This is a genomic window from Pseudomonas sp. TWR1-1-4, assembly GCF_049897165.1.
GTDB lineage: Bacteria > Pseudomonadota > Gammaproteobacteria > Pseudomonadales > Pseudomonadaceae > Aquipseudomonas > Aquipseudomonas canadensis.
In genome coordinates this window covers 155,322-178,724 of the sequence record NZ_JAFCVS010000003.1, presented here as the reverse complement: position 1 = coordinate 178,724, position 23,403 = coordinate 155,322, and the positions used below count along the sequence as shown (strand labels likewise).

Genomic DNA, 23,403 nt, shown 5'->3' with positions numbered 1-23,403 from the left:
TAAATCGTCTGGCGTGAAGCTTTTAATCGTCCACTGCATCGAGGAATTCGTCTACTACAGGCATCTCGCCCAATCGTGACGGAATGTTTAACCCGAAGTGCAGATAGGCGTGGCGCGTGACGACTCTCCCCCTCGGCGTACGCATGATGTAACCCTGCTGGATCAGATATGGCTCCAGCACATCCTCAATGGTATGGCGTTCTTCGCTGATGGCCGCGGCCAGGCTGTCGACGCCTACCGGACCGCCGTCAAACTTCTCGATCATGGTCAAGAGTAGACGCCGATCCTGGTGATCGAAGCCGTGCTCATCCACATCCAGCAGGTTCAACGCCAGATCGGCCACCGCCTTGGTGATATGCCCCTTGGCCCGCACCTCGGCAAAGTCCCGCACACGGCGCAGCAGACGGTTGGCGATCCGAGGCGTACCACGGGCCCGGCGGGCGATTTCAAACGCGCCTTCCGGGTCCAGCGGCAAACCGAGAATGCTCGCCGAACGACTGACGATGGTTGCCAAGTCCGCCGTGCTATAGAACTCTAGACGTTGAACAATGCCGAAACGGTCTCGCAAAGGGTTGGTCAACATACCGGCGCGGGTGGTGGCCCCCACCAGGGTGAAAGGCGGAAGATCGAGCTTGATCGAACGGGCCGCCGGGCCTTCGCCAATCATGATGTCGAGCTGGAAGTCCTCCATCGCCGGGTACAGCACTTCCTCGACGATCGGCGAAAGCCGGTGAATCTCGTCGATAAACAGCACGTCATGGGGCTCGAGGTTGGTCAGCAACGCCGCCAGATCCCCCGGACGCTCCAGCACCGGGCCGGAGGTGGACTTGATCGATACGCCCATTTCCTGGGCGATGATGTTGGCCAGGGTGGTCTTGCCCAACCCAGGCGGCCCGAAGATCAGCGTGTGGTCCAGGGACTCACTGCGCCCGCGCGCAGCCTGGATGAACAACTCCATCTGCTCACGCACGGTGGGCTGACCGATGTATTCGGCCAGGCTCAGGGGGCGGATGGCGCGGTCCTGGACCTCTTCACGGTCGCGCGGGCCAGTGGCTGCAATCAGACGATCAGCTTCAATCACTTAAATCATTCCCTTCAGGGCGCGGCGGATCATGTCTTCACTGCTCAGGTTCTTGTCCTTGATGGCCGACACGGCCTTGCTGGCTTCCTGCGGCTTGTAGCCCAGGGAAATCAGCGCGCTGACGGCATCGCTTTCGGCGCTGGCAACTTGGCCCGCCGGCATATCCGGCTGATTCGGCACCAGGGCGAACATACTCGGTACCACTTCCCAGGCTTTGAAGCGGTCCTTGAGTTCCACCAGCAGGCGCTCGGCAGTCTTCTTGCCGACACCCGGCACCTTGGTCAGCGCCGACGTGTCCTGGGCCGAAACCGCGCGCACCAGCTCATCCACTTCCAGGCTCGACATCAACGCCAAGGCCAGTTTCGGGCCCACGCCGTTGAGGCGGATCAGCTCGCGGAAGAAGTCACGGTCGCGCTTGCCGATGAAACCATAGAGTAGTTGCGCGTCTTCGCGCACCACCAAGTGGGTGTGCAGGGTAATCGGCTCACCGACCGACGGTAGGCGATACAGGGTGGTCATGGGCACTTCCAGCTCATACCCCAGCCCGTTTACATCCAGAATCAGGTGCGGCGGCTGTTTCTCAGCCAGGGTGCCGCGCAAGCGTCCAATCACGGTTCAGATCCTTAAAGCTTGGGGTCAGCGCATGGCCTGACCGGAAATTACGATTGCGCTGATGCTATCAGAGACGCAGCCGCCCGCCACGACTGCGTGCCGTACCCAGCCCATGAGGCAGCAAGCTGGAGCGGGTGTGCGCATGGCAAATGGCAATGGCCAGGGCGTCGGAGGCGTCGATCTGCGGTTTTGAAGTGAGCTTGAGCATGTGCATGACCATCATCTGCACCTGCTCTTTATTCGCCGCACCGGTGCCGACCACGGCCTGCTTGACCTGGGTCGCCGTGTACTCGGCGATCTCCATGCCCTCCTCCGCCCCGGCAACGATGGCAGCGCCACGGGCCTGGCCAAGCTTTAACGCGGAGTCGGCATTTTTTGCCATGAACACCTTTTCGATGCCCATGGTGACCGGTCCGTAGGTCTGGATCACTTCACGCACGCCGCGATAGACAATCTGCAGGCGCTCGGCCAACTCGCCCGCGCCGGTGCGGATGCAGCCCGAAGCGACGTAGACACAGCCGCGCGGGGTCTGTTGCACCACGCCAAAACCGGTGATGCGCGAACCGGGGTCGATACCTAGGATTAAAGTCATAACGCCTGCAGATAAGGTAAAGAGAAACCAGCATAAAACATGCAGGGTGACATGAAACCCCTTAGGAGCCGGCTTGCCGGCGATGGCGTCCTCAAGGGCCCTATCGCCGGCAAGCCGGCTCCTACAGGGGAGCGGTGTGCCTAGGAGAGCTGTTCGGCGACGGATTCCGGGATGTCGGCATTGGAATACACGTTCTGCACATCATCCAGGTCTTCCAGCATATCCAGCATCTTCAGCACTTTCTGCGCGCCATCCAGGTCCAGCTCGGCACTGGTGGTCGGCAGCATCACGATTTCCGCGTCGGTGCCTTTGAAACCCGCGGCTTCAAGGGCATTGCGCACGGCATAGAAGCTGGCGAACGAGGTGAACACGTCGATGGAACCGTCTTCATTGGTCACCACGTCGTCGGCATCCGCCTCCATCGCCGCTTCCATCAGCGCGTCTTCATCCGTGCCGGGGGCGAAGGTGATCTGCCCCTTGCGCTCGAACAGGTAAGCCACCGAACCGTCGGTGCCAAGGTTGCCACCGCACTTGCTGAACGCGTGGCGTACGGCTGCCGCGGTGCGGTTGCGGTTGTCAGTCATGCACTCGACCATCACCGCCACGCCGCCCGGGCCGTAGCCTTCGTAGCTCAGTTCGACCATATCGTCGGTATCGGCAGCACCGGCGCCACGGGCCACGGCGCGGTCGATGATGTCGCGGCTCATGTTGGCGCCAAGCGCCTTGTCCAACGCCAGGCGCAGACGCGGGTTGGAGCCGGGGTCACCACCGCCCTGGCGGGCGGCGACGGTCAGCTCGCGGATCCACTTGGTGAAGATCTTGCCTTTCTTGGCATCCTGACGCTCTTTGCGGTGCTTGATGTTCGCCCACTTGGAATGGCCAGCCATAACACAACTCCGAAATTCTATAGAAACCTTGATCAACCCCGCCCCAGGCGAGGAATAGTCCTTTAACGCAAAGGCGCATCCGAAGATGCGCCTTTTTAGACTGCGTAAACCTCAGTGCGCTTTCACGCAGCAGCCTTACTCAGCCTTAGGCGTCTCACGCAGGCGGATGTGCAACTCGCGCAGTGCCTTGGCATCCACCACACCCGGAGCCTGGGTCATGACGTCCGCAGCGCTCTGGGTTTTCGGGAAGGCGATCACTTCACGGATCGACTGGGCGCCGGTCATCAGCATCACCAGGCGGTCCAGACCGAACGCCAGGCCACCGTGCGGCGGCGCGCCGTATTTCAGGGCGTCGAGCAGGAAGCCGAACTTCTCTTCCTGTTCCGCTTCGTTGATGCCCAACAGGCGGAAGACCGCTTGTTGCATCTCCTTGCGGTGGATACGGATCGAACCGCCACCCAGCTCAGTACCGTTGAGCACCATGTCGTAGGCGCGGGACAGCGCGCCCGCCGGGTTGGCTTCCAGCTCGGCCGGCGAGCACTTCGGCGCAGTGAACGGGTGGTGCAAGGCGCTGAAGCTGCCGTCGTCGTTCTCTTCGAACATCGGGAAGTCAACGACCCACATCGGGGCCCATTCGCAGGTCAGCAGGTTCAGGTCGTGACCCAGCTTGATGCGCAGTGCGCCCAGGGCCTCGCTGACGATCTTGGCCTTGTCGGCGCCGAAGAACACGATATCGCCGTCGACTGCACCGACGCGGTCGAGGATCGCGTTCAGGTTGTCCAGCGGGATGTTTTTGACGATCGGCGATTGCAGGCCGTCAACACCATTGGCGCGCTCGTTGACCTTGATGTACGCCAGGCCCTTGGCACCGTAGATGCCGACGAACTTGGTGTAGTCGTCGATCTGCTTGCGCGGCATGCTCGCGCCGCCAGGCACGCGCAGGGCGGCGATGCGGCACTTAGGGTCATTGGCCGGGCCGCTGAACACCTTGAAGTCGACTGCTTTGAGTTGGTCGGCCACGTCCACCAGTTCCAGCGGGTTACGCAGGTCTGGCTTGTCGGAACCGTAACGGCGCATGGCTTCTTCGAAGGTCATGTGCGGGAAATCGCCGAACTCCAGGTCCAGCACTTCCTTGAACAGATTACGGATCATCTGCTCGGTCAGGCCCATGATCTCTTTCTCATCGAGGAAGCTGGTCTCGATATCGATCTGGGTGAATTCCGGCTGGCGATCAGCGCGCAGGTCTTCGTCACGGAAGCACTTGGCGATCTGGTAGTAACGGTCGAAGCCGGCCACCATCAGCAACTGCTTGAACAGCTGCGGCGATTGCGGCAGGGCGAAGAACGAACCTGCATGGGTACGGCTCGGTACCAGGTAGTCACGCGCACCTTCCGGGGTGGCCCGGGTCAGGATCGGGGTTTCAACGTCCAGGAAGCCGTTTTCGTCGAGGAAGCGGCGGATGCTGGTGGTCATGCGCGAACGCAGGCGCAGCTTCTCGGCCATCTCCGGACGACGCAGGTCCAGGAAGCGATAACGCAGGCGGGTTTCTTCGCCGACGTCGGAGTATTCGTTGAGCGGGAACGGCGGGGTTTCCGATTCGTTCAGCACTTCCAGTTCATAGCCCAGCACTTCAATGCCGCCGGAGGCCATGTTCTTGTTCACGGCACCGGCCGGACGCAGGCGTACCTTGCCGGTGATCTTCACGACGTATTCGCTGCGCACGCGATCGGCGGCGGCGAAGCTCTCGGCGCGATCCGGATCGAACACCACCTGGGCCAGACCATCACGATCACGGATATCGAGGAAGATCACCCCGCCGTGGTCGCGGCGACGGTGAACCCATCCGCAAAGGGTGATTTCCTGACCTTCCAGGGTCTCGTTCAGTTGGCCGCAATAATGGCTGCGCATCATGGTAGTGGTTTCACTTCTCGTAATTCGAAATTCGGTGGAGGCTTGCCTCGTCACCGTGCATTAAAGCAGGGGACGGATAATGCAGGAGCCTGCGCGTAGAGTTCAACTCAGTCTGCTTTGTCGCCGCCCGCCAGGTTCTTCTTCGAGCCGGTCTTGAAGTCGGTTTCGTACCAGCCGCTGCCGCTCAGGCGGAAGCCTGGCATGGACAACATTTTCTTGAGCTGCGGCGCTTGGCAGGCCGGGCAATCGACCAGCGGCGCGGCGCTGATCTTCTGAATGGCTTCCAACTGATGACCACAGGAAGCACATTGATAGTCGTACATGGGCATGGCGATGTCTCGGCGATCAGAACGTTACTGCGCCACGCCTGCTCCGGAACAACCCGGCACGCGCAGCAAAGCGCGGGATTATATCTGGTAAATCGAGGTAGCGCAGCCGGCTTTCTGCCCAGGGGCCTTGCCCGCCTTAAAGGAGGACATGACCCCGAAGCCCGGTAGCTAAGAAGGTTGAACACGCTCTTTCAGGGCGTGAACCACACACACCACCCTGACCAACCCACTGAAGTTCTTCACGCCGCCATGACGCAAGTGCACTTCCCGATCCACATAGGACAGCAACGCACTGACCGAACAGGCATTGATCCTGGCGATTTCCGTGAGGATATTCCAATAGATCTGCTCCAGCCGCAGGCACGTGGAAAACCCGTTGAGCCTCACTGACCGGGACAATGGCTTGGCCAGTCCCATGTCGAACCCTTTAACAAAGGGGTCGACCTTTATTTTATGAAAACCACCGGTTTCCATGACTCCATTACCCACTCCGCGTGACATACACCTGACACTCCATTGCCAAACAGCCGCCCATGGGGTGTCCCATTGGGCAATCACCCTATAAAACAGCAGGCAGAGTGCGGCAGCCAGAAGACGCGGAGTTGATCGGCGTAGGACAACGCCAGGAAATGCGCGGAAACAAGCGAGCGGCGCTGGGAAGGCGCCGCTCAGGCCAGTTGTTTACTGATTTTCGAGCAGGGAACGCAGCATCCACGCGGTCTTTTCGTGAACCTGCATGCGCTGGGTCAACAGGTCGGCCGTCGGCTCATCGCTGACCTTGTCGAGCAGCGGGAAGATACCGCGCGCGGTGCGAGTGACCGCCTCCTGGCCTTCTACCAATTGCTTGATCATGTCTTCAGCACTCGGCACACCTTCTTCTTCCTTGATGGAAGAAAGACGGGCGTAGATGGAGTAGGCACCCGGTGCCGGGAAGCCCAGGGCACGGATACGCTCGGCAATGGAGTCCACGGCCAGCGCCAGCTCGTTGTACTGTTCTTCGAACATCAGGTGCAACGTGCGGAACATGGGGCCCGTGACGTTCCAATGGAAGTTGTGGGTCTTCAGGTACAGTACATAGGTATCCGAAAGCAGTCGCGAAAGCCCGTCGACGATGGATTTACGATCTTCTTCACTGATACCGATATCGATTGCCATGTTTATCCCCTTCAATTGACAAGCATTCATTGATCCGGTGCAGGACCACTCTAGCAAGTGTGCCGGTGATGCGCAGCCCGGCGCGGCAATTCGTCCCGCCTTGGCCTGCCAGAACGACACGGCCCAAGCCTTCAGTCCATGTGGGAAACGTCCCAGCAGGCTGCTGGAAAAGCCCGCACGTGTCTAGGACAAGCGTTTGACGCAGAAATGCCGTCACCCTTGCAACACCCCGAAATGCTTGATTTGAGTAGGCACAGCCTTTGCTGTTAAATAGGCGGCGTGTCGACGCCGTTATTTTCTGCGGCAGCGGCATAGGCTGATACCCCGCGCACGTGCCCAACGCCTCCCATTGTTCAGAAGCGAACCGTGCCAGTCAGCTCTTCCTTGTGATCCGTCTTAACGTGAGTTAATCAAAATGTTGAAAATCGTCCACCTGCTAACGGGCGTTGCAGCTTTGCTGCTGTCCTTTATCCCGAGCCTGCAGCCTGAAAGCCTGCCGTATCTGGAACAACACGACGCTCTGTACCTGGCCTTGTTCGGCCTTCTTAACCTGACGCTGGCACCGGTGATCCCTTACTGGAACAAAGGCACACGTCATCAACTGCAAAACCTGGTCAGCGCGCTGTTAGTTCTGACTGTCGTCGTACAAACCCTCACCCTCCTGGCGCCCATGCCTGAAGTCGGCGGCCACCCGGCCATCCTGCTCAGCCTGGTGATTGCTGTGGCCGCCATTGTTCTTCACCTGGCCATCAGCTTCTACCGTTCGTCCCCTGCGGCCTCGTCGCAAACCTACGACATGACCAATCGGGATACCGGTACCGTCAAGTGGTTCAACACATCCAAAGGCTTCGGCTTTATTTCCCGTGATTCGGGCGACGATATCTTCGTCCACTTCCGGGCCATTCGCGGCGAAGGCCATCGCGTCCTGGTGGAAGGCCAGCGTGTGGAATTCTCCGTCATGAATCGCGACAAAGGCCTGCAGGCCGAAGACGTGATCGCTGCACTGCCGCGTCGCTGATACTCAGCTTCGTAGCAAAAAAAACCGCGACCCAGCCTGGCTGGGTCGCGGTTTTTTTATGCACGCCTATTAATAGTGAGGCGGCGGCGCTTCTTCTTCGGACGTTTCGAACTGACCGCCCATTTCTTCCTGGCGCTTGAGCAACGCGGTCATCTGCAGTTGCAGGCGTTCGACGGCGCGCTGCTGGGTGACAAGGATGTCATTGAGAGTCTCGATGGTGTCGTCCTGGAAGGCCAGGCGACTTTCCAGATCGTTGACGCGGTCTTGCAGATCCATGATTCAACCCTGGGTAAAGACGAAGTCGGCGGGCAGCAGCTCGCGCAGACGAGCACGAATGGCTGACACTTGCTGATCGATATAAGGCTTCGCAGGATGCTTGCCCCACACCGGCGCAGGCCAGGCGGCATCATCACGTTTGCGCACAATCACATGCACGTGCAACTGGCTGACCACGTTGCCCAGAGCGCCGATGTTCATCTTGTCGGCGGCCAAACCTTCATTGAGCAACTGGGCCAGGGCAGTCGTTTCCTGCCACAGGCGTTGCTGGTCGAAGACATCCAGTTGAAACACTTCGCTGATAGCATTGATGCGCGGCACCAGGATGAACCAAGGGTAGTTCGAGTCATTGGACAACAGCAGGCGGCACAGGGGGAAATCCCCGATGACCAGTGTGTCTTGTTGAAGGCGTTGATCTAAAGCGAACACCGCAGGCACTCCGTTCGGCAGGTCAGGTTCAAGGCCACCAGCATACCCGCGAATCGCTATTGCTTCACGCCAACCAATACGCGCCCAAGCAAGGCGTGGCGAAAAAAAGTGCACCATTTCGATCCAAACGATTTTTTCGACTACGCTCAACCACCAAACCTTCGGCGATTGACCAAGCACAGATCAAAACATTGCGAGGAAAACCGCGATGCAGAGGCCTCACAAAACAAGGCATTGAGCCATCACCCAAACACTGAGGCATCAGAGGCCATGCACCAAAATGACCCAATTGCGCCTCAAAGAGATCCGCCGATTACCCACTGAATGGGGTGAACGGGTAACGTTTTTCCCAGATACAGGATTTATGCACCACAACACAGGCACAGAGCCCGAGCGTCAAGGCCAAACCAATCGGCGTAAAAACCCCGTGCTTATGCGGTTTTCACGAAGCGGTAACGTTTTTCACGAAAAAATGACATTCGATTTACGGTTTGGGCACGCTTGCTGCATTCATCCCTCTATCGTCGGCAACGGCACCGGAAGGGAAGCAGGTGTTTCGCGATGAAAAACAGCAGCGGTTCAATGCGCGCCAAGGAAGATTTCAAACTTAACAAAGTAACGTTTTTTTGCGTTCTTTTAACGGTCGGAAAACAGCATTGAAGTTGTCAGCCTCGTTACAGTGAGGCTGTGAATTTGCGACATGGATATAGCAATCTACGACAAGCTCGTAAAGAAGCTGAAAGGAAAGTTGGGCAAGTATCGCCAATATTGTCAGCGTGATATAACTTTGCGCCGACACAAAAAGAAAGAGCCGCCCAGACAAAAATATAGGTGGGACGGCAGTACTCTTCCTAAAACCAAAGGAGCAAATCACGATGCGCGTGATGAAGTGGAGCATGATCGCCCTGGCTGTTTCAGCAGGCACTACGCAGTTCGCAATGGCGTCCGCCCAAAGCGATTCCAAAGGCTTTGTTGAAGACAGCACTTTCAGCATCAACACTCGCGCCCTGTACTTCAGCCGCGATTTCCGCAATGAGCCACTGGATGGCTACGACAAAGTCAACGGCAAGAATAAAAGCCGTGCTGAAGAGACTGGCCTGGGCTTCAACGCCCTGTACCAATCGGGCTTCACCCAAGGCACCATCGGCGTTGGTGTAGACGTGATCGGCCTGCTGGGCGTCAAGCTCGACAGCGGTAAGGGCCGTGCTGGCACTGGTCTGTTCCCGTCCGGTTCCGACGGTCGCTCGCAGGACGATTATTCCAAAGGCGGCGGTGCCGTTAAATTCCGCATCTCCGATACGGTCTTGAAAGTCGGCGACCAATACACCACCGCTCCTGTGTTTGCTTCCGATGACAGCCGTTTGCTGCCAGAGCTGCCACAAGGTATCTCGCTCACCAGCAACGAGATCAAGGGCCTTAAACTGGAAGGTGGTCACTTCACTTCCAGCGTCGCACAGAACCAGACCTTCCGTGACAGCCTGGGCCTGACGAAGACCGACTTTGCCGGTGCCGTCTACTCCTTCACCCCAGAGGTTACCGGCAGCCTGTACTATGCAAAAACCGAAGATTACTTCCGCAAGTGGTACAGCAACCTTAACTGGACCCACGCGCTGAGCGACGACCAGTCCTTCGCCCTGGACTTCAACATCTACGACACGAAAAGTGACGGTGAAGGCAAGCAACGCGCCTACTACGACAAAACCACCAAGCTTGATAACCGTGCGTTCAGCCTGCAAGGTGCGTACACCATTGGTGCTCACACCTTCACACTGGCTGCCCAGAAAGTCACCGGTGACGGCGATTACGGTTACGGCGTAGACGGCGGCGGCTCAGTGTTCCTGGCCAACTCCATTGCCCGCTCCGACTTCAACGGCGAAGGCGAGAAGTCCTACCAGGCTCGTTACGACATCAACATGGCGACCTTTGGCATTCCTGGCCTGAGCTTCATGACTCGCTACGTAACCGGTAGCGGCGCTCAAACCGCCACGACCTCGAACGGCAAAGAGTGGGAACGCGACATCGAAGCCAAATACGTGATCCAGAGCGGCCCGGCCAAAGACCTGAGCCTGCGTGTACGTCAAGCGACCTATCGTTCGTCTGATGGCGTGTACTACGGTTCTTCGTCCATCGACGAACTGCGTCTGATCGCCCAATACCCGCTGAACATCTTGTAATTGACACTTTAATTACAACGATGACTTAAGGCCTAGGCCTTAAACAAAAAGCCGCTCCCTTATTTAGCAAGGGAGCGGCTTTTTTTATGGCTGTAATGTTTCAGCACCAGAATAACTAGCAAGCTAACTAACGAGATTAGCGCTTGCACCTTGAACCTGACCTAACGGCCAAGTTCGAGAATGATCCCAGATTACTTGGCAACTGTTTCCTGCATCACACGAATAACCCGCTGTGGAAACGGAATATCAATCCCCGCCGCTTTCAAGCGGTCCCGTGCAAGTTCGTTCAACATGAACACCACGTCCCAGTAATCGGCCGTCTTGGTCCAGCAACGCAAGGAAACGGTGATCGAACTGTCACCCAAGGTCGACACCACCGCCACCGCAGCCGGGTCTGCCAATACGCGCGGATCTTTCGCCAGCTCCAGCAAAACTTCACGGGCTTTCTGCAGATCGGCTTCATAGTCGACGCCCACATCAAACACCACTTTGCGGGTCGGCTGACGGTTGGTGTTGGTGATGAGACCGTTGGACAGGCTGCCGTTGGGGATGATCACGGTCTTGTTGTCACCGGTACGCAGCACGGTGTGGAAGATCTGGATGCTGTCGACGGTGCCGGAAGTGCCTTGGGCTTCGATCCAGTCACCAATGCGGAACGGGCGGAACAACAGAATCAGCACGCCGCCGGCAAAGTTTGCCAGGCTGCCTTGCAACGCCAGGCCAATGGCCAGGGTGGCAGCACCGATCGCGGCAACGAACGAGGTGGTGGCGACGCCGATCATCGAGGCCACGTTGACCACCAGCATGACCTTGAGCGCAATGTTCGCCAGGCTGGTGATGAAGTGTTGCAGCGCCAGGTCAGCATTACGCAATGCCAGCAAACGCCCCACTCGGTGCGTCAACACGTTGATCAGCCACCAACCGATGGCCAGGGTGACCACCGCCAGCAAAAACCGGCTGCCGTATTCCATGATCATCGGTAACCAAGACTCTGAGGTCTTGATCAGGTGATCCACTTCAGCATTCAAATCCATCTACATTCTCCTGTTTACCGGATGTTCGGCGTATTGAGTGGCCATAAATGCAATTGAGCCCCGTAGGGCTCAATAGTCGGCGCAAGTTCTGGGGCGTGGGACGTCAAAAACGCCCACAGGTTCCCCAAAGTGCCATCAGTCGCGGAAGTTATTGAACTGCAGCGGCATGTCGAAGGTCTTGGCGCGCAGGGCCGCGATGGCCTCTTGCAGGTCGTCACGCTTCTTGCCGGTGACGCGAACCTGCTCACCCTGGATCGCGGCCTGGACTTTCAGCTTGGCGTCCTTGATGTGAGCAACGATCTTCTTCGCCAGCTCCTTGTCGATACCTTCCTTGAGGACGGCTTCTTGCTTCATCAGCTTGCCGGAGGCGTAGGCGTCCTTGATTTCAAGGCATTGCGCGTCGATCTTGCGCTTGACCAGCGACAGCTTGAGGATCTCGATCATCGCTTCCAGCTGGAAATCGGCTTCAGCGGTCAGGTTGACGGTCAGCTCTTTTTCCTTGAATTCGAAGCTGCCCTTGCCTTTCAAGTCATAGCGACGGTCCAGTTCCTTGACGGCGTTCTCGACGGCGTTGGTGACTTCGTGTTTGTCCAGTTCGGATACCACGTCGAACGAAGGCATGTCATTTCTCCAATATAAGGGGCGGGCTCAGTAGAGATGGAGCGCGCCCAAGCTAAAATGCCGGGGCATTATAGCGGTTCTTTTGTCCCGTTCGCTGCGGGCGCCCCTTCGGAGTACAAACTGATGTCGACCACTTGGCATATTCTCGGCGCCGGCAGCCTGGGTACACTGTGGGCCACACGTCTGGCGCGTGCAGGCGTGCCCGTGCGGTTGATCCTGCGCGATGCTGCGCGCCTGGCCGATTATCAGTCAGCCAAGGGGCTGACCCTGGTGGAACAGGGCATAGAACACACTTACCCGGTGATTGGTGAAACGCCTGACAGCCCAGAGCCGATTCATCGTCTACTTGTGGCGTGCAAAGCCTACGACGCCCAAGGCGCCGTCGCTCAGCTGCAGCACCGGCTGGCACCCGACGTCGAACTGATCCTGTTGCAGAACGGCCTCGGCAGCCAGGATGCTGTGGCCGCGCAACTGCCCCAGGCACGCTGCATCTTTGCCTCCAGTACCGAAGGCGCGTTTCGCGATGGCGACTGGCGTGTGGTGTTTGCCGGCCATGGCTACACCTGGCTGGGAGACGCAAGCCACCCCACCCCGCCGCTTTGGCTGGATGACTTGCAAGCGGCCGGTATCCCCCACGATTGGAGCACCGACATCCTCACACGGCTGTGGCGCAAGCTGGCGCTCAATTGCGCCATCAACCCGCTGACCGTGCTGTACCAGTGCCGTAACGGGGAACTGCAAGCCCATCACTGCGAAGTCGCAACCCTGTGCGCCGAACTCGGCGAACTGCTGGAGTGTTGCGGCCAACCGGCTGCCGCCCAGGACCTGCAACACGAAGTGGAACGGGTGATCCAGGCCACCGCCGCCAACTACTCGTCCATGTATCAGGACGTAACCGCCGGCCGTCGCACCGAAATCAACTATCTATTGGGCTATGCTTGCCAGGCGGCCTCTCGTCACCAACTGAACCTGCCGCACCTGCAACAACTGCAAGTACGCTTGGTGGAGCACTTGCTTGCACGCGGATTGCCCCGCGACTGAGCCACGCGCTACCCTGCCCGCCTGTCTATCACCTGGGAAAACCCTGATGCCGCTGCGCCAGCGTCTTGAAAACCTACCGGTCGGGCAGAAACTGCTGGCCGCCCTGCTGGTGCTGTTGACCACCGTGTTACTGGTGGCCAACCTGACCTTTATCAGCGCCGCCTACTGGATCTCCCAGGAAAGCATGGCGCCCCAGGCCTTACAGGCCATCGGCCGCCTGGTGTCCAACCCCGCGCTCGCCGCCGAAGCCCTCGAATCGCCGGCCAAGGCTGACGCGCTGCTCAACGAACTGACCAGCTATTCGCCCTTGCGCGCCGCCGCCCTGTACGACGGCGAAGGCAACCGCCTGGCGCAGATGCAACACGGCGACCGCCTGCACCTGCCGGACAACTATCGGCACATCGAAGCCTGGCGCGTGACCGAGTTTCGCAGTAACCAAGTCATTACACTCCCCCGCGCAGGCCAGCCGTCCGGGCATTTGTTGTTGGTGGCCAGCAGCGAGTTGCCCGTAGCGTTCTATACCGGCACGTTGACGGCGAGCCTGGGCATCCTGATTTTCAGCGTGCTGTTGTGGCTGATCATCGCCCGCCAGATCAAACGGCTGATCACCCGGCCGATCCACGAGCTGGAAGAGCTTTCACGCCAAGTCACCCGCGAAGAGAACTACGCCCTGCGCGCCGGTCGCGGCAACCACGATGAAATCGGCAGCCTGGCCGAAGCCTTCAACACCATGCTGTCGCGCATCGAAGCCCGTGAGCAACAACTCAAGCGCGCGCGGGACGACTCCCAGGCGGCGTATGACCAGGCTCAGGGTCTGGCGGAGGAAACTCGCCACACCAACCGCAAACTGGAACTGGAAGTGCAGGTTCGCAGCAAGATCGAGAAGAAACTCACCGGCTTCCAGAATTACCTGAACAGCATCATCGACTCGATGCCCTCGGCGCTGATCGCCCTGGATGAACAGCTCTACGTCACCCAATGGAACCAGGAGGCCAGCGCCCTCTCCGGCACACGCCTGGACGAAGCCCTCAACCAGCCGATCTACCTGGCGTTCCAGCCGCTCAAGCCTTACCTGCCGCAGATCCGGGCGGCGGTTGAGCAACACACCGTGGAGCGCATCGAGCGTGTCACCTGGTTCAAGGACGACGAAGCCAAGCATTACGCCCTGACCTTCTACCCGCTGATGGGCGGGGCCGGGCGTGGCGTGGTGATCCGTATCGATGACATCACCCAGCGCCTGTCCCTGGAAGAAATGATGGTGCAGTCGGAGAAAATGCTTTCCGTGGGTGGCCTGGCTGCCGGCATGGCCCATGAGATCAACAACCCGCTAGGGGCGATACTGCATAACGTGCAGAACATCCGCCGCCGCCTGTCCCCCGATTTGCCCAAGAACCTGGAGCATGCGGAACAGGCTGGCATCGAGCTGGAAACGGTCAACCACTACCTGCAAAGCCGCGAAGTGCCGCAGTTGCTGGATGGCATCCAGCAGGCCGGGGCGCGGGCGGCGAAGATCGTCACCCACATGCTCAGTTTCAGCCGTCGCAGCAACCGGCAGATGGCTCCATGCGACCTGCCTGCGCTGATCGACCAGGCCGTGGAAATCGCCGGCAATGATTTCGACCTGGCCATCGGCTTCGACTTCAAAGGCCAGGCAATCATCCGCCAGTTCGACCCTCAGCTCGGCCCGGTGCCCGGCACCGCCAACGAACTCGAACAAGTACTGCTCAACCTGCTGAAAAACGCCGCCCAAGCCATTCACCTGCGTGCAGACGACAGCGAACCGGGGCGCATCATCCTGCGCACGCGCCTCAACCCGCCCTGGGCGGAGATCCAGGTGGAAGACAACGGCATCGGCATGAGCGAGAACGTGCGCAAGCGCACCTTCGAGCCATTCTTCACCACCAAGGAAATCGGCCAGGGCACCGGGCTTGGGCTGTCGGTGTCGTATTTCATCATCACCAACAACCACAAGGGCCAGATGGAAGTGCATTCCACCCTGGGCCAGGGCACCTGTTTCACCCTGCGCCTGCCATTGGCCGGCAGCCAAATTCCTCCTTACGAATTGAATCAACTGGAGCACTGACCATGGGCTTTCGCCTGTCGAAAATCTACACCCGCACTGGCGACAAGGGTGAAACGGGCCTGGGCGATGGCCGCCGCGTGCCTAAGGACCACCCACGGGTGGAGGCAATTGGTGAGGTGGATACACTGAACAGCCAGTTGGGCTTGTTGCTGGCCAGCCTCGAAGAACAGAGTGGCAAGCATCCGGCGTTAAGGGATGTGATCGAGGTGCTTACGCCTTGCCAGCATCGTTTGTTCGATCTGGGGGGGGAGCTGGCAATGCCGGTGTACAAAGCGTTGAACGCTGCGGAAGTGGATCGACTGGAAGCGGCGATCGATCGTTGGAATGAGGAAGTGGGACCGCTGGAGAACTTCATCCTGCCCGGTGGCTCGGCGTTGATCGCACAAGCCCATGTATGCCGAAGCCTGGCGCGCAGTGCGGAGCGGCGGTGTCAGCAGTTGAATGCGGTTGAGTCGTTGGAAGGCGTGGGGCTGGCGTACATCAATCGGCTGTCGGATCTGCTGTTTGTGGCGGCGCGGGTGATTGCCAAGCGCCAGGGCGTGGCGGAAGTTTTGTGGCAGGCGGCCGCTAAGCCACACTAGCCTTATGAAAACGCCAAACCTGTAGTGAGCGGGCTTGCCCCGCGCTGGGCTGCGAAGCAGCCCAAATAAGGCCGCCGCATAGACTCAGACACAACACGCTGTCTGTTTTGGGGCTGCTCCGCAGCCCAGCGCGGGCAAGCCCGCTCACCACAGTGTCCGCGTCAAACCTGCGGCCAGAAAGCGCGAATCCCCGCCACACCCTGAGCCCCAGCCTCCCAAGCCTGTTCCCGCTCGGCGGGCCCAACCCCGCCTAGCAGAAATACGGGCTTGCTGAACCCACTGATCAACTCTGCCGCCTGCTCCCATCCCAATGGCTGTGCATCGGGGTGAGTCTGGGTCGGCTGCACCGGCGACAGCGTGACGAAATCCACGTCCATCATTTCCGCCAGTGCCAGCTCTTCTGCGTTGTGGCAAGACGCCGCCAACCAACGGTCTTTAGGAAGCGGTCGACCTTTGCTCGCGTATTTACGCAGTTGTGCCGAGGTCATGTGCCAACCGGCCGAAGGAAAATCCCCCAGCCACTCGAACGGTCCCTTGAGCATCAACTGAGCCTTGCCGGCGCACAGGCCTACTGCGTCCACCGCCAGGTCGCGGTATTTAGGGTCGTAGCCATTGGGCGCACGCAGTTGCACCAGCTTGATGCCGCCGGCTATAGCTTTCTGGATACCCCGCAGTAACGTCGGGGTTTCCAGTTCGCCAGGGGTGATCAGGTACTCGGCAGGCAAGCGCGCCGCCGCAACGATCGGCGCATTAGCCGCCGGGAATTCATAGTTGAGCAGGTCCCGAGGTGCCACCCATTCCAACGGTTGCCCCTCGACTCCGTGCGGCTCGCCGGTAAACGCCGAGACTTCCCAGACATCCAGCAACACCTGTTTGTCCGGGTAATCATGCTGCACCTTGATCAGCGGCCGCGCCGTGGTGACCTGGATGCCCAGCTCTTCCTGCAATTCGCGGGACAGTGCGGTTTCAACCGACTCATCGGCCTCCACCTTGCCGCCGGGAAACTCCCAGAGGCCGCCCTGATGCTGGGTATCGGCGCGGCGGGCCAGCAGGATCCTGCCGTCGACACCGCGGATAACCGCGGCTGCTACATGCACTCGTTTCACCGTGCTTATCCTCTTAGGTACGGTATTCCGCGTTGATCTTTACGTACTCGTGGGACAGGTCGGTAGTCCAGATGGTTTCGCTGCACGCGCCGCGACCCAGCTCGATGCGGATGGTGATTTCTTCCTGCTGCATCACCGCCGAGCCCTGGGCTTCGGTGTAGGTCTCGGCGCGGGCGCCACGGCTGGCGATGCACACGTCACCGAGGAACACGTCGATCTTGCTCACGTCCAGGTCCGGCACGCCGGCACGGCCCACAGCGGCCAGGATACGGCCCCAGTTCGGGTCAGAGGCAAACAGCGCCGTCTTGATCAGCGGCGAATGCGCCACGGTGTAGCCAACGTCCAGGCATTCCTGGTGATTGCCGCCGCCATTCACTTCAACGGTAACGAACTTGGTGGCGCCCTCGCCGTCACGCACGATGGCCTGGGCGACTTCCATGCACACTTCGAATACGGCCTGCTTCAACGCCGCGAACAGCGGGCCGCTGGCCTCGGTGATTTCCGGCAGGTTGGCCTGGCCGGTGGCGATCAGCATGCAGCAGTCGTTGGTCGAGGTGTCGCCATCGATGGTGATGCGGTTGAACGACTTGTTGGCGCCGTCGAGGATCAGGCTGTGCAGCACGTCGCGGGAGACTTTGGCGTCGGTGGCGATGTAGCCGAGCATCGTGGCCATGTTCGGACGGATCATGCCCGCGCCCTTGCTGATACCGGTCACGGTGACGGTCACGCCATCGTGCACGAACTGGCGGCTGGCGCCCTTGGGCAGGGTATCGGTGGTCATGATGCCGGTTGCTGCCGCGGCCCAGTTATCCACAGACAGGTCGTCCAGCGCGGCTTGCAATGCGCCTTCGATTTTCTCGACGGGCAGCGGTTCACCGATCACGCCGGTGGAGTACGGCAGCACTTGGCTGGCGTCGACGCCGGTCAACTGGGCCAGCTTGGCGCAGGTGCGCGCGGCCGCCACCAGGCCTGGCTCGCCGGTGCCGGCGTTGGCATTGCCGGTGTTGGTCAGCAGGTAACGGATCGTGCCGGCAACGCGCTGCTTGGCCAGGATCACTGGCGCGGCGCAGAACGCGTTGAGGGTGAACACACCGGCGACGGTCGAGCCTTCGGCACAGCGCATCACTACCACATCCTTGCGCCCCGGGCGCTTGATGCCGGCCGAAGCGATACCGAGTTCAAAACCTGCAACCGGGTGCAATGTGGGCAAAGGACCAAGACCAACAGCCATGAATGCGCTCCTTAAAAATCAGATGATGTCTGTGCCGTCGTGAGCAACGGCGAAATTAATGGCAAAACGCCGCGACGGCAGAGGCCGGTCGCGGCGCAGGGTGTAGCAGCGTCAGGCAAAAATCTTATTCGATCTGGCCGTGGCAGTGTTTGAACTTCTTGCCCGAACCGCAGTAGCACAGCTCGTTGCGGCCCAGCTTCTGGTCATTGCGAACCGGGGTTTGAGCCAGGGCCACGTCGACCTCTTCGCCCAATACCTCAGGCGCTTCCAGCCCCGGTGCTTCGTCATGCTGGAACTGCATGCGCGCAGCCAGAGCTTCGGCTTCCTGACGCAGGCGGGCTTCTTCCTCGATCGGGTCTTCGCGACGCACCTGAACGTGGGACAGCACGCGAATCGAATCGCGCTTGATCGAATCCAGCAGTTCGGAGAACAGCGTGAACGACTCGCGCTTGTACTCCTGCTTCGGGTTCTTCTGCGCATAGCCACGCAGGTGGATGCCGTGACGCAGGTGGTCCATGGTCGACAGGTGGTCTTTCCACAGATCGTCCAGCACGCGCAGTACGATTTGTTTCTCGAAGGTGCGCAGCGCTTCGGCACTCGCCTGTTCTTCTTTCTCGTTGTACGCGGCCAGCAATTCGGCCATCAGTTTTTCACGCAGGGTTTCTTCGTACAGGTGATCGTCTTCGTCCAGCCACTGCTGAACCGGAAGGTCGACACCAAAATCGCTCTTCAACGCCGCTTCCAGACCAGCAACATCCCACTGCTCTGGCAGAGACTGTGGCGGAATATGTGCGCTGACGGTGGCGTTGAGTACATCCTGACGGAAATCAGCGATGGTCTCGCCAATGTTGTCGGCAGCCAGCAACGTGTTACGCATGTGATAGATCACTTTACGCTGTTCGTTGTTGACGTCATCGAACTCGAGCAGTTGCTTACGAATATCGAAGTTGCGGCCTTCAACCTTACGCTGAGCCTTCTCGATGGCGTTGGTCACCATGCGGTGCTCGATCGCTTCGCCGGACTGCATGCCCAGGGCCTTCATGAAGTTCTTCACGCGGTCCGAGGCGAAGATGCGCATCAGGCTGTCTTCCAAGGACAGGTAGAAGCGGCTGGAACCGGCGTCACCCTGGCGACCGGCACGACCACGCAGCTGGTTGTCGATACGACGCGATTCGTGACGCTCGGACGCGATCACCTGCAGGCCACCGGATTCCAGCACGGCCTGGTGGCGCTTCTGCCAGTCAGCCTTGATCTGGGCGATCTGCTCAGGGCTCGGGTTTTCCAGTGCCGCGACTTCCACTTCCCAGTTACCGCCCAACAGGATGTCGGTACCACGACCGGCCATGTTGGTCGCGATGGTCAGTGCGCCTGGGCGACCGGCCTGGGCAATGATCTCGGCTTCTTTTTCGTGGAACTTGGCGTTCAGGACCTTGTGCTCGATGCCTTCCTTGTTAAGCAGGTTGGACACGTGCTCGGAAGTCTCGATGGTGGCAGTACCCACCAGGATCGGGCGACCCTGGGCCATGCCGTCCTTGATGTCGTTGATGATTGCCGCGTACTTCTCTTCGGCCGTCAGGAACACCAGGTCGTTGAAGTCTTTACGCGCCAACGGCTTGTTCGGCGGAATGACCATCACGGCCAGGTTGTAGATCTGATGGAATTCGAACGCTTCGGTGTCGGCCGTACCGGTCATGCCGGACAGCTTGTTGTACAGACGGAAGTAGTTCTGGAAGGTGGTGGACGCCAACGTCTGGCTTTCAGCCTGGATGTTGAGGTGTTCCTTGGCTTCGATGGCCTGGTGCAGACCTTCGGACAGACGACGACCCGGCATGGTACGGCCGGTATGTTCGTCAACCAGAACGACCTGGCCATCCTGCACGATGTATTCGACGTTGCGATGGAACAGCTTGTGGGCGCGCAGGCCGGCATACACGTGGGTCAACAGGCCCAGGTTGTGTGCCGAGTACAGGCTTTCACCTTCGGCCAGCTCGCCGATCTGGGTCAGCATCTCTTCGACGAACTGGTGACCGGCTTCGTTGAGTTCGACCTGGCGGGTCTTCTCGTCGATGCTGAAGTGACCTTCTTTGGTCACCACGCCTTCCACTTCCTCAATGTGCTGCTCCAGGCGCGGAATCAACTTGTTGATTTCGGTGTACAGGCGCGAGCTGTCTTCGGCCTGGCCGGAGATGATCAGTGGGGTACGGGCTTCGTCGATGAGGATGGAGTCGACTTCGTCGATCACGGCAAAGTTGAGTTCGCGCTGGAATTTTTCATCCATGCTGAACGCCATGTTGTCGCGCAGGTAGTCGAAGCCGAATTCGTTGTTGGTGCCGTAGGTAATATCGCAAGCATAGGCTGCGCGCTTCTCTTCCGGCGGCTGGAACGGCGTTACCACGCCGACGGTCAGGCCGAGGAATTCATACAGCGGGCGCATCCAGTTGGCGTCCCGGCGGGCCAGGTAGTCGTTCACCGTCACAACGTGCACGCCCTTGCCGGACAGTGCGTTGAGGTAAACGCCCAGGGTTGCCACCAGGGTCTTGCCTTCACCGGTACGCATTTCGGCAATCATGCCTTCATGCAAGGTCATGCCGCCGATCAACTGGACATCGAAGTGGCGCATGCCCATGACACGCTTACCGGCTTCACGGGCGACCGCAAAGGCTTCGGGCAGCAGCTTGTCGAGGGTTTCACCTTTGGCTATGCGGGCCTTGAACTCTTGGGTCTTGGCGCGCAATTGCTCGTCCGAAAGGGCAACCATCTGCTCTTCGAAGGCATTGACCAGCTGCACCGTCTTGAGCATGCGTTTGACTTCGCGCTCATTCTTGCTTCCAAAAAGTTTCTTTAACAAAGGCGCAAACATATCGGCAGGTTCTTCCACACATAGGGATGGAGGGCGCACCGTGAGTGGCCCGAGCAGCCCTCACGGCCGCATGCGAACGCGCATTCTACCCGGATTCGTGGGTGAGGAAAGTGGCGTTGTTCCCCGATGCTGGCATGGTGCTGTGAGAGGGCTTGTTTAAAATAAGGGCTTTTGCCGGAACTTCAACCCATGGAACGCAGAAGTTACCAATTGATTTGATGAATAAAACCCACGGAATGCATTGCCTGGGGCCGTACAGGCGGGTTCTGCTAAGATGGCGGCTCTGTTACTTAAGGTGTCCAATAATGGCATTTCGCCCCTTATCAGCCCGCGCTCCCGCCGTGTTGCTTCGTGATGCCAAGCCGCTGAAAGCCATCTTTGGCCATGCCCAACGCCTGGACCGCCTGCAACGACTGCTTGAAACCCAACTGCAACCGGCTGCACGCGAACATTGCCGCGTGGCGTCCTGGCGTGAAGGCAACCTGCTGCTTATTGTCACAGATGGCCACTGGGCGACACGTTTGCGCTATCAGCAAAAACGCCTGCAGCGTCAATTGATGGCCTTTGATGAATTCGCCGGTCTGACGCGCATCCAGTTCAAAGTGCAACCGCCCACCACCAAACCCGGGGTGGCGGAACATATTCATGACCTGTCGCCCAGTGCCGCCGAAACCATTCAGGCAACGGCCGACGGCATCAGCAACCCAGGCTTGCGTGCGGCGCTTGAACGCCTGGCGGCCCACGCCAAGCCCAAGCCCTGACTCGCTATTTGCGCTTGCTGCCGCCCAATAACGACCCCAACAAGCCACGCACCAGTTGCCGCCCCATCTGATTGGCGGCTTGCTGCATCGCGGACTTCAACGCCTTGCCTGCGGTTGTGCCAAGGAACGCCCCGGCCTTGTCCGTAAAGCTAGGCTCCTCAGCGGCCGGTTTGCCCTCTTCGGTTGACCCAAGCTCTTTGCGTGCCATCAGCACTTCATATGCGGATTCCCGATCAATCGGCTTGTCATACCGGCCCAGCAACGGCGAACTGGCCACCAATGCCGCCCGCTCGGCTGCGCTGAGCGGGCCGATCCGCGATTGCGGCGGTGCGACCAGGACGCGCTGGACGACTTCCGGCGTCCCCTTTTCCTGCAGTGTTCCCACTAAAGCCTCGCCCGTGCCCAGCTCGGTCAGTACCGAAAGGGCATCAAAGGCCGGGTTCGGCCGAAAACCGTCGGCTACGGCGCGCAAGGACTTCTGTTCCTTGGTGGTAAACGCCCGCAGGCCGTGCTGGATACGCAGGCCGAGTTGGGCCAGCACGCTGTCCGGCAGGTCGCCTGGGGATTGCGTGACAAAATACACGCCAACACCCTTGGAGCGGATCAGCCGCACCACCTGCTCCAGACGCTCCTGCAACGCTTTGGGCGTGTCAGCGAACAGCAAATGCGCCTCATCGAAAAACAGCGCGAGCAGCGGTTTGTCAGCGTCACCGCGCTCGGGCAGTTGCTCGAACAACTCCGCCAACAGCCACAACAGGAACGTCGCATACACCTTCGGCGCCTCATGCACCAAGCGGCTGGCGTCCAGCAGATGGATGCGACCACGCCCCTCACCGGTAGGCTGCAGGATATCTTCCAACTGCAGGGCCGGCTCACCAAACAAGGCTTCAGCGCCCTGCTGCTCCAGCACTGCCAGGCGTCGCAACAGTGCCTGGCTGGAACCGGTGGTCATCAGCGCCGCGTCTTCACCCAGCAACTCCGGGTGATAGCGCAGATGGTTGAGCAATGCCTTGAGGTCCTTGAGGTCCAGCAACAACAAGCCTTCGCGATCGGCCACCTTGAACGCCGCGTAAAGCGCCGACTGCTGGCTATCGGTGAGTTCCAACAGGCTGCCGAGCAACAACGGGCCCATTTCACTGATGGTAGTGCGCAATGGATGGCCGGACTGCCCGTGGATATCCCACAGCATGACTGGGTAAGCCTTGGCCGTGTAATTGAGGAACGGCATGCCGGCGATGCGCTCGGCCACCTTACCCTGCGGGTTCGCCGCAGCGCCCAGGCCGCACAAGTCGCCCTTGATATCCGCCGCAAACACCGCTACGCCGGCGTCACTGAAAGCTTCGGCCAGGCGTTGCAGCGTGACGGTCTTGCCGGTGCCGGTGGCGCCGGCGATCAACCCGTGACGATTGGCCAGGCGCATGGCCTGGGCGATGGGCTGGCCGTCGAGGCCGGCGCCGATTAGGAGTTGCGAGGAGTCAGGCATTTCGTCACCCATGGTTAATCTTTAGTGCGGCCAGGTCGATACAGAGAAGTGTGAGACCCACAAAGTCCAAAAATAGGTCAGATAGTTCCCACAGGGACCACCGGAACCATCACAAGAAGTATCACACCTTTTTTGACG

Annotated in this window: 22 protein-coding genes; 6 read left to right on the top strand and 16 right to left on the bottom strand. The window is 59.6% G+C overall.

Annotated elements, in window-relative coordinates; genetic code table 11:
* Nucleotides 1–22: 22 nt before the first annotated feature.
* From ruvB to ACP7C6_RS09110, 8 genes are all read right to left on the bottom strand, one after another.
* Nucleotides 23–1,081 carry a Holliday junction branch migration DNA helicase RuvB gene (ruvB, locus tag ACP7C6_RS09145; RefSeq protein ID WP_003193867.1) on the bottom strand — a complete coding sequence of 353 codons (1,059 nt, stop codon included), beginning with the start codon at nucleotides 1,079–1,081 and terminating at the stop codon, nucleotides 23–25.
* On the bottom strand, nucleotides 1,082–1,693 hold the full coding sequence (gene ruvA, locus ACP7C6_RS09140) for a Holliday junction branch migration protein RuvA (protein WP_003175802.1): 612 nt from the start codon (nucleotides 1,691–1,693) through the stop codon (nucleotides 1,082–1,084).
* A 67-nt stretch (nucleotides 1,694–1,760) separates the two neighbouring features.
* Nucleotides 1,761–2,285: a crossover junction endodeoxyribonuclease RuvC gene (gene ruvC, locus ACP7C6_RS09135; RefSeq protein ID WP_016975450.1), complete on the bottom strand. Its 525-nt coding sequence runs from the start codon at nucleotides 2,283–2,285 to the stop codon at nucleotides 1,761–1,763.
* 140 nt (nucleotides 2,286–2,425) lie between these two features.
* Complete coding sequence (locus tag ACP7C6_RS09130) at nucleotides 2,426–3,172, bottom strand: YebC/PmpR family DNA-binding transcriptional regulator (RefSeq protein ID WP_028617742.1); 747 nt, start codon at nucleotides 3,170–3,172, stop codon at nucleotides 2,426–2,428.
* A 135-nt stretch (nucleotides 3,173–3,307) separates the two neighbouring features.
* Nucleotides 3,308–5,083, bottom strand: a complete 1,776-nt coding sequence (gene aspS / locus ACP7C6_RS09125; protein ID WP_028617743.1) for an aspartate--tRNA ligase — start codon at nucleotides 5,081–5,083, stop codon at nucleotides 3,308–3,310.
* A gap of 107 nt (nucleotides 5,084–5,190) precedes the next feature.
* Complete coding sequence (locus ACP7C6_RS09120) at nucleotides 5,191–5,412, bottom strand: FmdB family zinc ribbon protein (protein WP_016975453.1); 222 nt, start codon at nucleotides 5,410–5,412, stop codon at nucleotides 5,191–5,193.
* Between the two features lie 168 nt (nucleotides 5,413–5,580).
* Nucleotides 5,581–5,913 carry a ribbon-helix-helix domain-containing protein gene (locus tag ACP7C6_RS09115; protein ID WP_028617744.1) on the bottom strand — a complete coding sequence of 111 codons (333 nt, stop codon included), beginning with the start codon at nucleotides 5,911–5,913 and terminating at the stop codon, nucleotides 5,581–5,583.
* Between the two features lie 180 nt (nucleotides 5,914–6,093).
* Nucleotides 6,094–6,567, bottom strand: a complete 474-nt coding sequence (locus tag ACP7C6_RS09110) for a Dps family protein (RefSeq protein ID WP_028617745.1) — start codon at nucleotides 6,565–6,567, stop codon at nucleotides 6,094–6,096.
* 415 nt (nucleotides 6,568–6,982) lie between these two features.
* On the opposite strand from ACP7C6_RS09110, the gene ACP7C6_RS09105 reads away from it, so the two are divergent.
* A complete protein-coding gene (locus ACP7C6_RS09105; RefSeq protein WP_016975455.1) occupies nucleotides 6,983–7,585 on the top strand; it encodes a cold-shock protein in 603 nt (200 codons plus the stop codon).
* A gap of 69 nt (nucleotides 7,586–7,654) precedes the next feature.
* Here the strand turns inward: ACP7C6_RS09105 and ACP7C6_RS09100 are convergent, their stop codons facing one another.
* Nucleotides 7,655–7,861 carry a SlyX family protein gene (locus ACP7C6_RS09100; RefSeq protein WP_010208093.1) on the bottom strand — a complete coding sequence of 69 codons (207 nt, stop codon included), beginning with the start codon at nucleotides 7,859–7,861 and terminating at the stop codon, nucleotides 7,655–7,657.
* 3 nt (nucleotides 7,862–7,864) lie between these two features.
* The gene (locus ACP7C6_RS09095; protein WP_426108641.1) at nucleotides 7,865–8,290 is read right to left on the bottom strand and encodes an HIT domain-containing protein; all 426 of its coding nucleotides are present in this window, start codon (nucleotides 8,288–8,290) and stop codon (nucleotides 7,865–7,867) included.
* 875 nt (nucleotides 8,291–9,165) lie between these two features.
* Between ACP7C6_RS09095 and ACP7C6_RS09090 the strand changes: the two genes are divergently transcribed.
* Nucleotides 9,166–10,464, top strand: a complete 1,299-nt coding sequence (locus ACP7C6_RS09090) for an OprD family porin (RefSeq protein WP_068937976.1) — start codon at nucleotides 9,166–9,168, stop codon at nucleotides 10,462–10,464.
* 191 nt (nucleotides 10,465–10,655) lie between these two features.
* On the opposite strand, the gene ACP7C6_RS09085 is transcribed toward ACP7C6_RS09090, so the two are convergent.
* Entirely contained in the window at nucleotides 10,656–11,498 is an 843-nt protein-coding gene (locus tag ACP7C6_RS09085; RefSeq protein WP_010208089.1) for a mechanosensitive ion channel family protein, read from the bottom strand.
* Between the two features lie 135 nt (nucleotides 11,499–11,633).
* Nucleotides 11,634–12,119, bottom strand: a complete 486-nt coding sequence (locus tag ACP7C6_RS09080; RefSeq protein ID WP_003175814.1) for a YajQ family cyclic di-GMP-binding protein — start codon at nucleotides 12,117–12,119, stop codon at nucleotides 11,634–11,636.
* A 123-nt stretch (nucleotides 12,120–12,242) separates the two neighbouring features.
* Here ACP7C6_RS09080 and ACP7C6_RS09075 point away from each other — a divergent pair, with 123 nt between their 5' ends.
* From ACP7C6_RS09075 to ACP7C6_RS09065, 3 genes are read left to right on the top strand one after another with little or no spacing between them, the layout of a single operon-like run.
* On the top strand, nucleotides 12,243–13,160 hold the full coding sequence (locus tag ACP7C6_RS09075) for a putative 2-dehydropantoate 2-reductase (protein ID WP_426108640.1): 918 nt from the start codon (nucleotides 12,243–12,245) through the stop codon (nucleotides 13,158–13,160).
* Between the two features lie 46 nt (nucleotides 13,161–13,206).
* Nucleotides 13,207–15,243: a sensor histidine kinase gene (locus ACP7C6_RS09070; RefSeq protein ID WP_308907957.1), complete on the top strand. Its 2,037-nt coding sequence runs from the start codon at nucleotides 13,207–13,209 to the stop codon at nucleotides 15,241–15,243.
* Between the two features lie 2 nt (nucleotides 15,244–15,245).
* A complete protein-coding gene (locus tag ACP7C6_RS09065; RefSeq protein ID WP_426108639.1) occupies nucleotides 15,246–15,824 on the top strand; it encodes a cob(I)yrinic acid a,c-diamide adenosyltransferase in 579 nt (192 codons plus the stop codon).
* Between the two features lie 161 nt (nucleotides 15,825–15,985).
* Here the strand turns inward: ACP7C6_RS09065 and ACP7C6_RS09060 are convergent, their stop codons facing one another.
* The 3 genes from ACP7C6_RS09060 to secA all read right to left on the bottom strand — a co-directional run bounded on the left by ACP7C6_RS09060 (nucleotide 15,986) and on the right by secA (nucleotide 21,021).
* Nucleotides 15,986–16,930 (bottom strand): Nudix family hydrolase, encoded by a 945-nt coding sequence (locus tag ACP7C6_RS09060; RefSeq protein WP_028617752.1) that lies wholly within the window; start codon nucleotides 16,928–16,930, stop codon nucleotides 15,986–15,988.
* Nucleotides 16,931–16,943: 13 nt separating this feature from the next.
* Nucleotides 16,944–18,161 carry a bifunctional glutamate N-acetyltransferase/amino-acid acetyltransferase ArgJ gene (gene argJ, locus ACP7C6_RS09055; RefSeq protein ID WP_122685517.1) on the bottom strand — a complete coding sequence of 406 codons (1,218 nt, stop codon included), beginning with the start codon at nucleotides 18,159–18,161 and terminating at the stop codon, nucleotides 16,944–16,946.
* A 124-nt stretch (nucleotides 18,162–18,285) separates the two neighbouring features.
* Nucleotides 18,286–21,021, bottom strand: coding sequence for a preprotein translocase subunit SecA (secA, locus tag ACP7C6_RS09050; RefSeq protein WP_028617754.1), 2,736 nt, complete (start codon nucleotides 21,019–21,021; stop codon nucleotides 18,286–18,288).
* Between the two features lie 305 nt (nucleotides 21,022–21,326).
* Between secA and ACP7C6_RS09045 the strand changes: the two genes are divergently transcribed.
* Entirely contained in the window at nucleotides 21,327–21,782 is a 456-nt protein-coding gene (locus ACP7C6_RS09045; protein WP_426108638.1) for a DUF721 domain-containing protein, read from the top strand.
* Between the two features lie 4 nt (nucleotides 21,783–21,786).
* Here ACP7C6_RS09045 and ACP7C6_RS09040 read toward each other — a convergent pair whose 3' ends face one another.
* Entirely contained in the window at nucleotides 21,787–23,265 is a 1,479-nt protein-coding gene (locus tag ACP7C6_RS09040) for a helicase HerA-like domain-containing protein (protein WP_426108637.1), read from the bottom strand.
* Nucleotides 23,266–23,403: the final 138 nt, after the last annotated feature.

Coding starts and splice junctions, on each gene's coding strand:
- aspS (WP_028617743.1), bottom strand. CDS start 5,083: ATGATGCGCAGCCATTATTGCGGCCAACTGAACGAGACCCTGGAAGGT.
- ACP7C6_RS09065 (WP_426108639.1), top strand. CDS start 15,246: ATGGGCTTTCGCCTGTCGAAAATCTACACCCGCACTGGCGACAAGGGT.
- ACP7C6_RS09130 (WP_028617742.1), bottom strand. CDS start 3,172: ATGGCTGGCCATTCCAAGTGGGCGAACATCAAGCACCGCAAAGAGCGT.
- ACP7C6_RS09045 (WP_426108638.1), top strand. CDS start 21,327: ATGGCATTTCGCCCCTTATCAGCCCGCGCTCCCGCCGTGTTGCTTCGT.
- ruvC (WP_016975450.1), bottom strand. CDS start 2,285: ATGACTTTAATCCTAGGTATCGACCCCGGTTCGCGCATCACCGGTTTT.
- ACP7C6_RS09120 (WP_016975453.1), bottom strand. CDS start 5,412: ATGCCCATGTACGACTATCAATGTGCTTCCTGTGGTCATCAGTTGGAA.
- ACP7C6_RS09070 (WP_308907957.1), top strand. CDS start 13,207: ATGCCGCTGCGCCAGCGTCTTGAAAACCTACCGGTCGGGCAGAAACTG.
- ACP7C6_RS09105 (WP_016975455.1), top strand. CDS start 6,983: ATGTTGAAAATCGTCCACCTGCTAACGGGCGTTGCAGCTTTGCTGCTG.
- ACP7C6_RS09085 (WP_010208089.1), bottom strand. CDS start 11,498: ATGGATTTGAATGCTGAAGTGGATCACCTGATCAAGACCTCAGAGTCT.
- ACP7C6_RS09080 (WP_003175814.1), bottom strand. CDS start 12,119: ATGCCTTCGTTCGACGTGGTATCCGAACTGGACAAACACGAAGTCACC.
- ACP7C6_RS09040 (WP_426108637.1), bottom strand. CDS start 23,265: ATGCCTGACTCCTCGCAACTCCTAATCGGCGCCGGCCTCGACGGCCAG.
- secA (WP_028617754.1), bottom strand. CDS start 21,021: ATGTTTGCGCCTTTGTTAAAGAAACTTTTTGGAAGCAAGAATGAGCGC.
- argJ (WP_122685517.1), bottom strand. CDS start 18,161: ATGGCTGTTGGTCTTGGTCCTTTGCCCACATTGCACCCGGTTGCAGGT.
- ACP7C6_RS09090 (WP_068937976.1), top strand. CDS start 9,166: ATGCGCGTGATGAAGTGGAGCATGATCGCCCTGGCTGTTTCAGCAGGC.
- ACP7C6_RS09100 (WP_010208093.1), bottom strand. CDS start 7,861: ATGGATCTGCAAGACCGCGTCAACGATCTGGAAAGTCGCCTGGCCTTC.
- ACP7C6_RS09110 (WP_028617745.1), bottom strand. CDS start 6,567: ATGGCAATCGATATCGGTATCAGTGAAGAAGATCGTAAATCCATCGTC.
- ACP7C6_RS09115 (WP_028617744.1), bottom strand. CDS start 5,913: ATGTCACGCGGAGTGGGTAATGGAGTCATGGAAACCGGTGGTTTTCAT.
- ACP7C6_RS09075 (WP_426108640.1), top strand. CDS start 12,243: ATGTCGACCACTTGGCATATTCTCGGCGCCGGCAGCCTGGGTACACTG.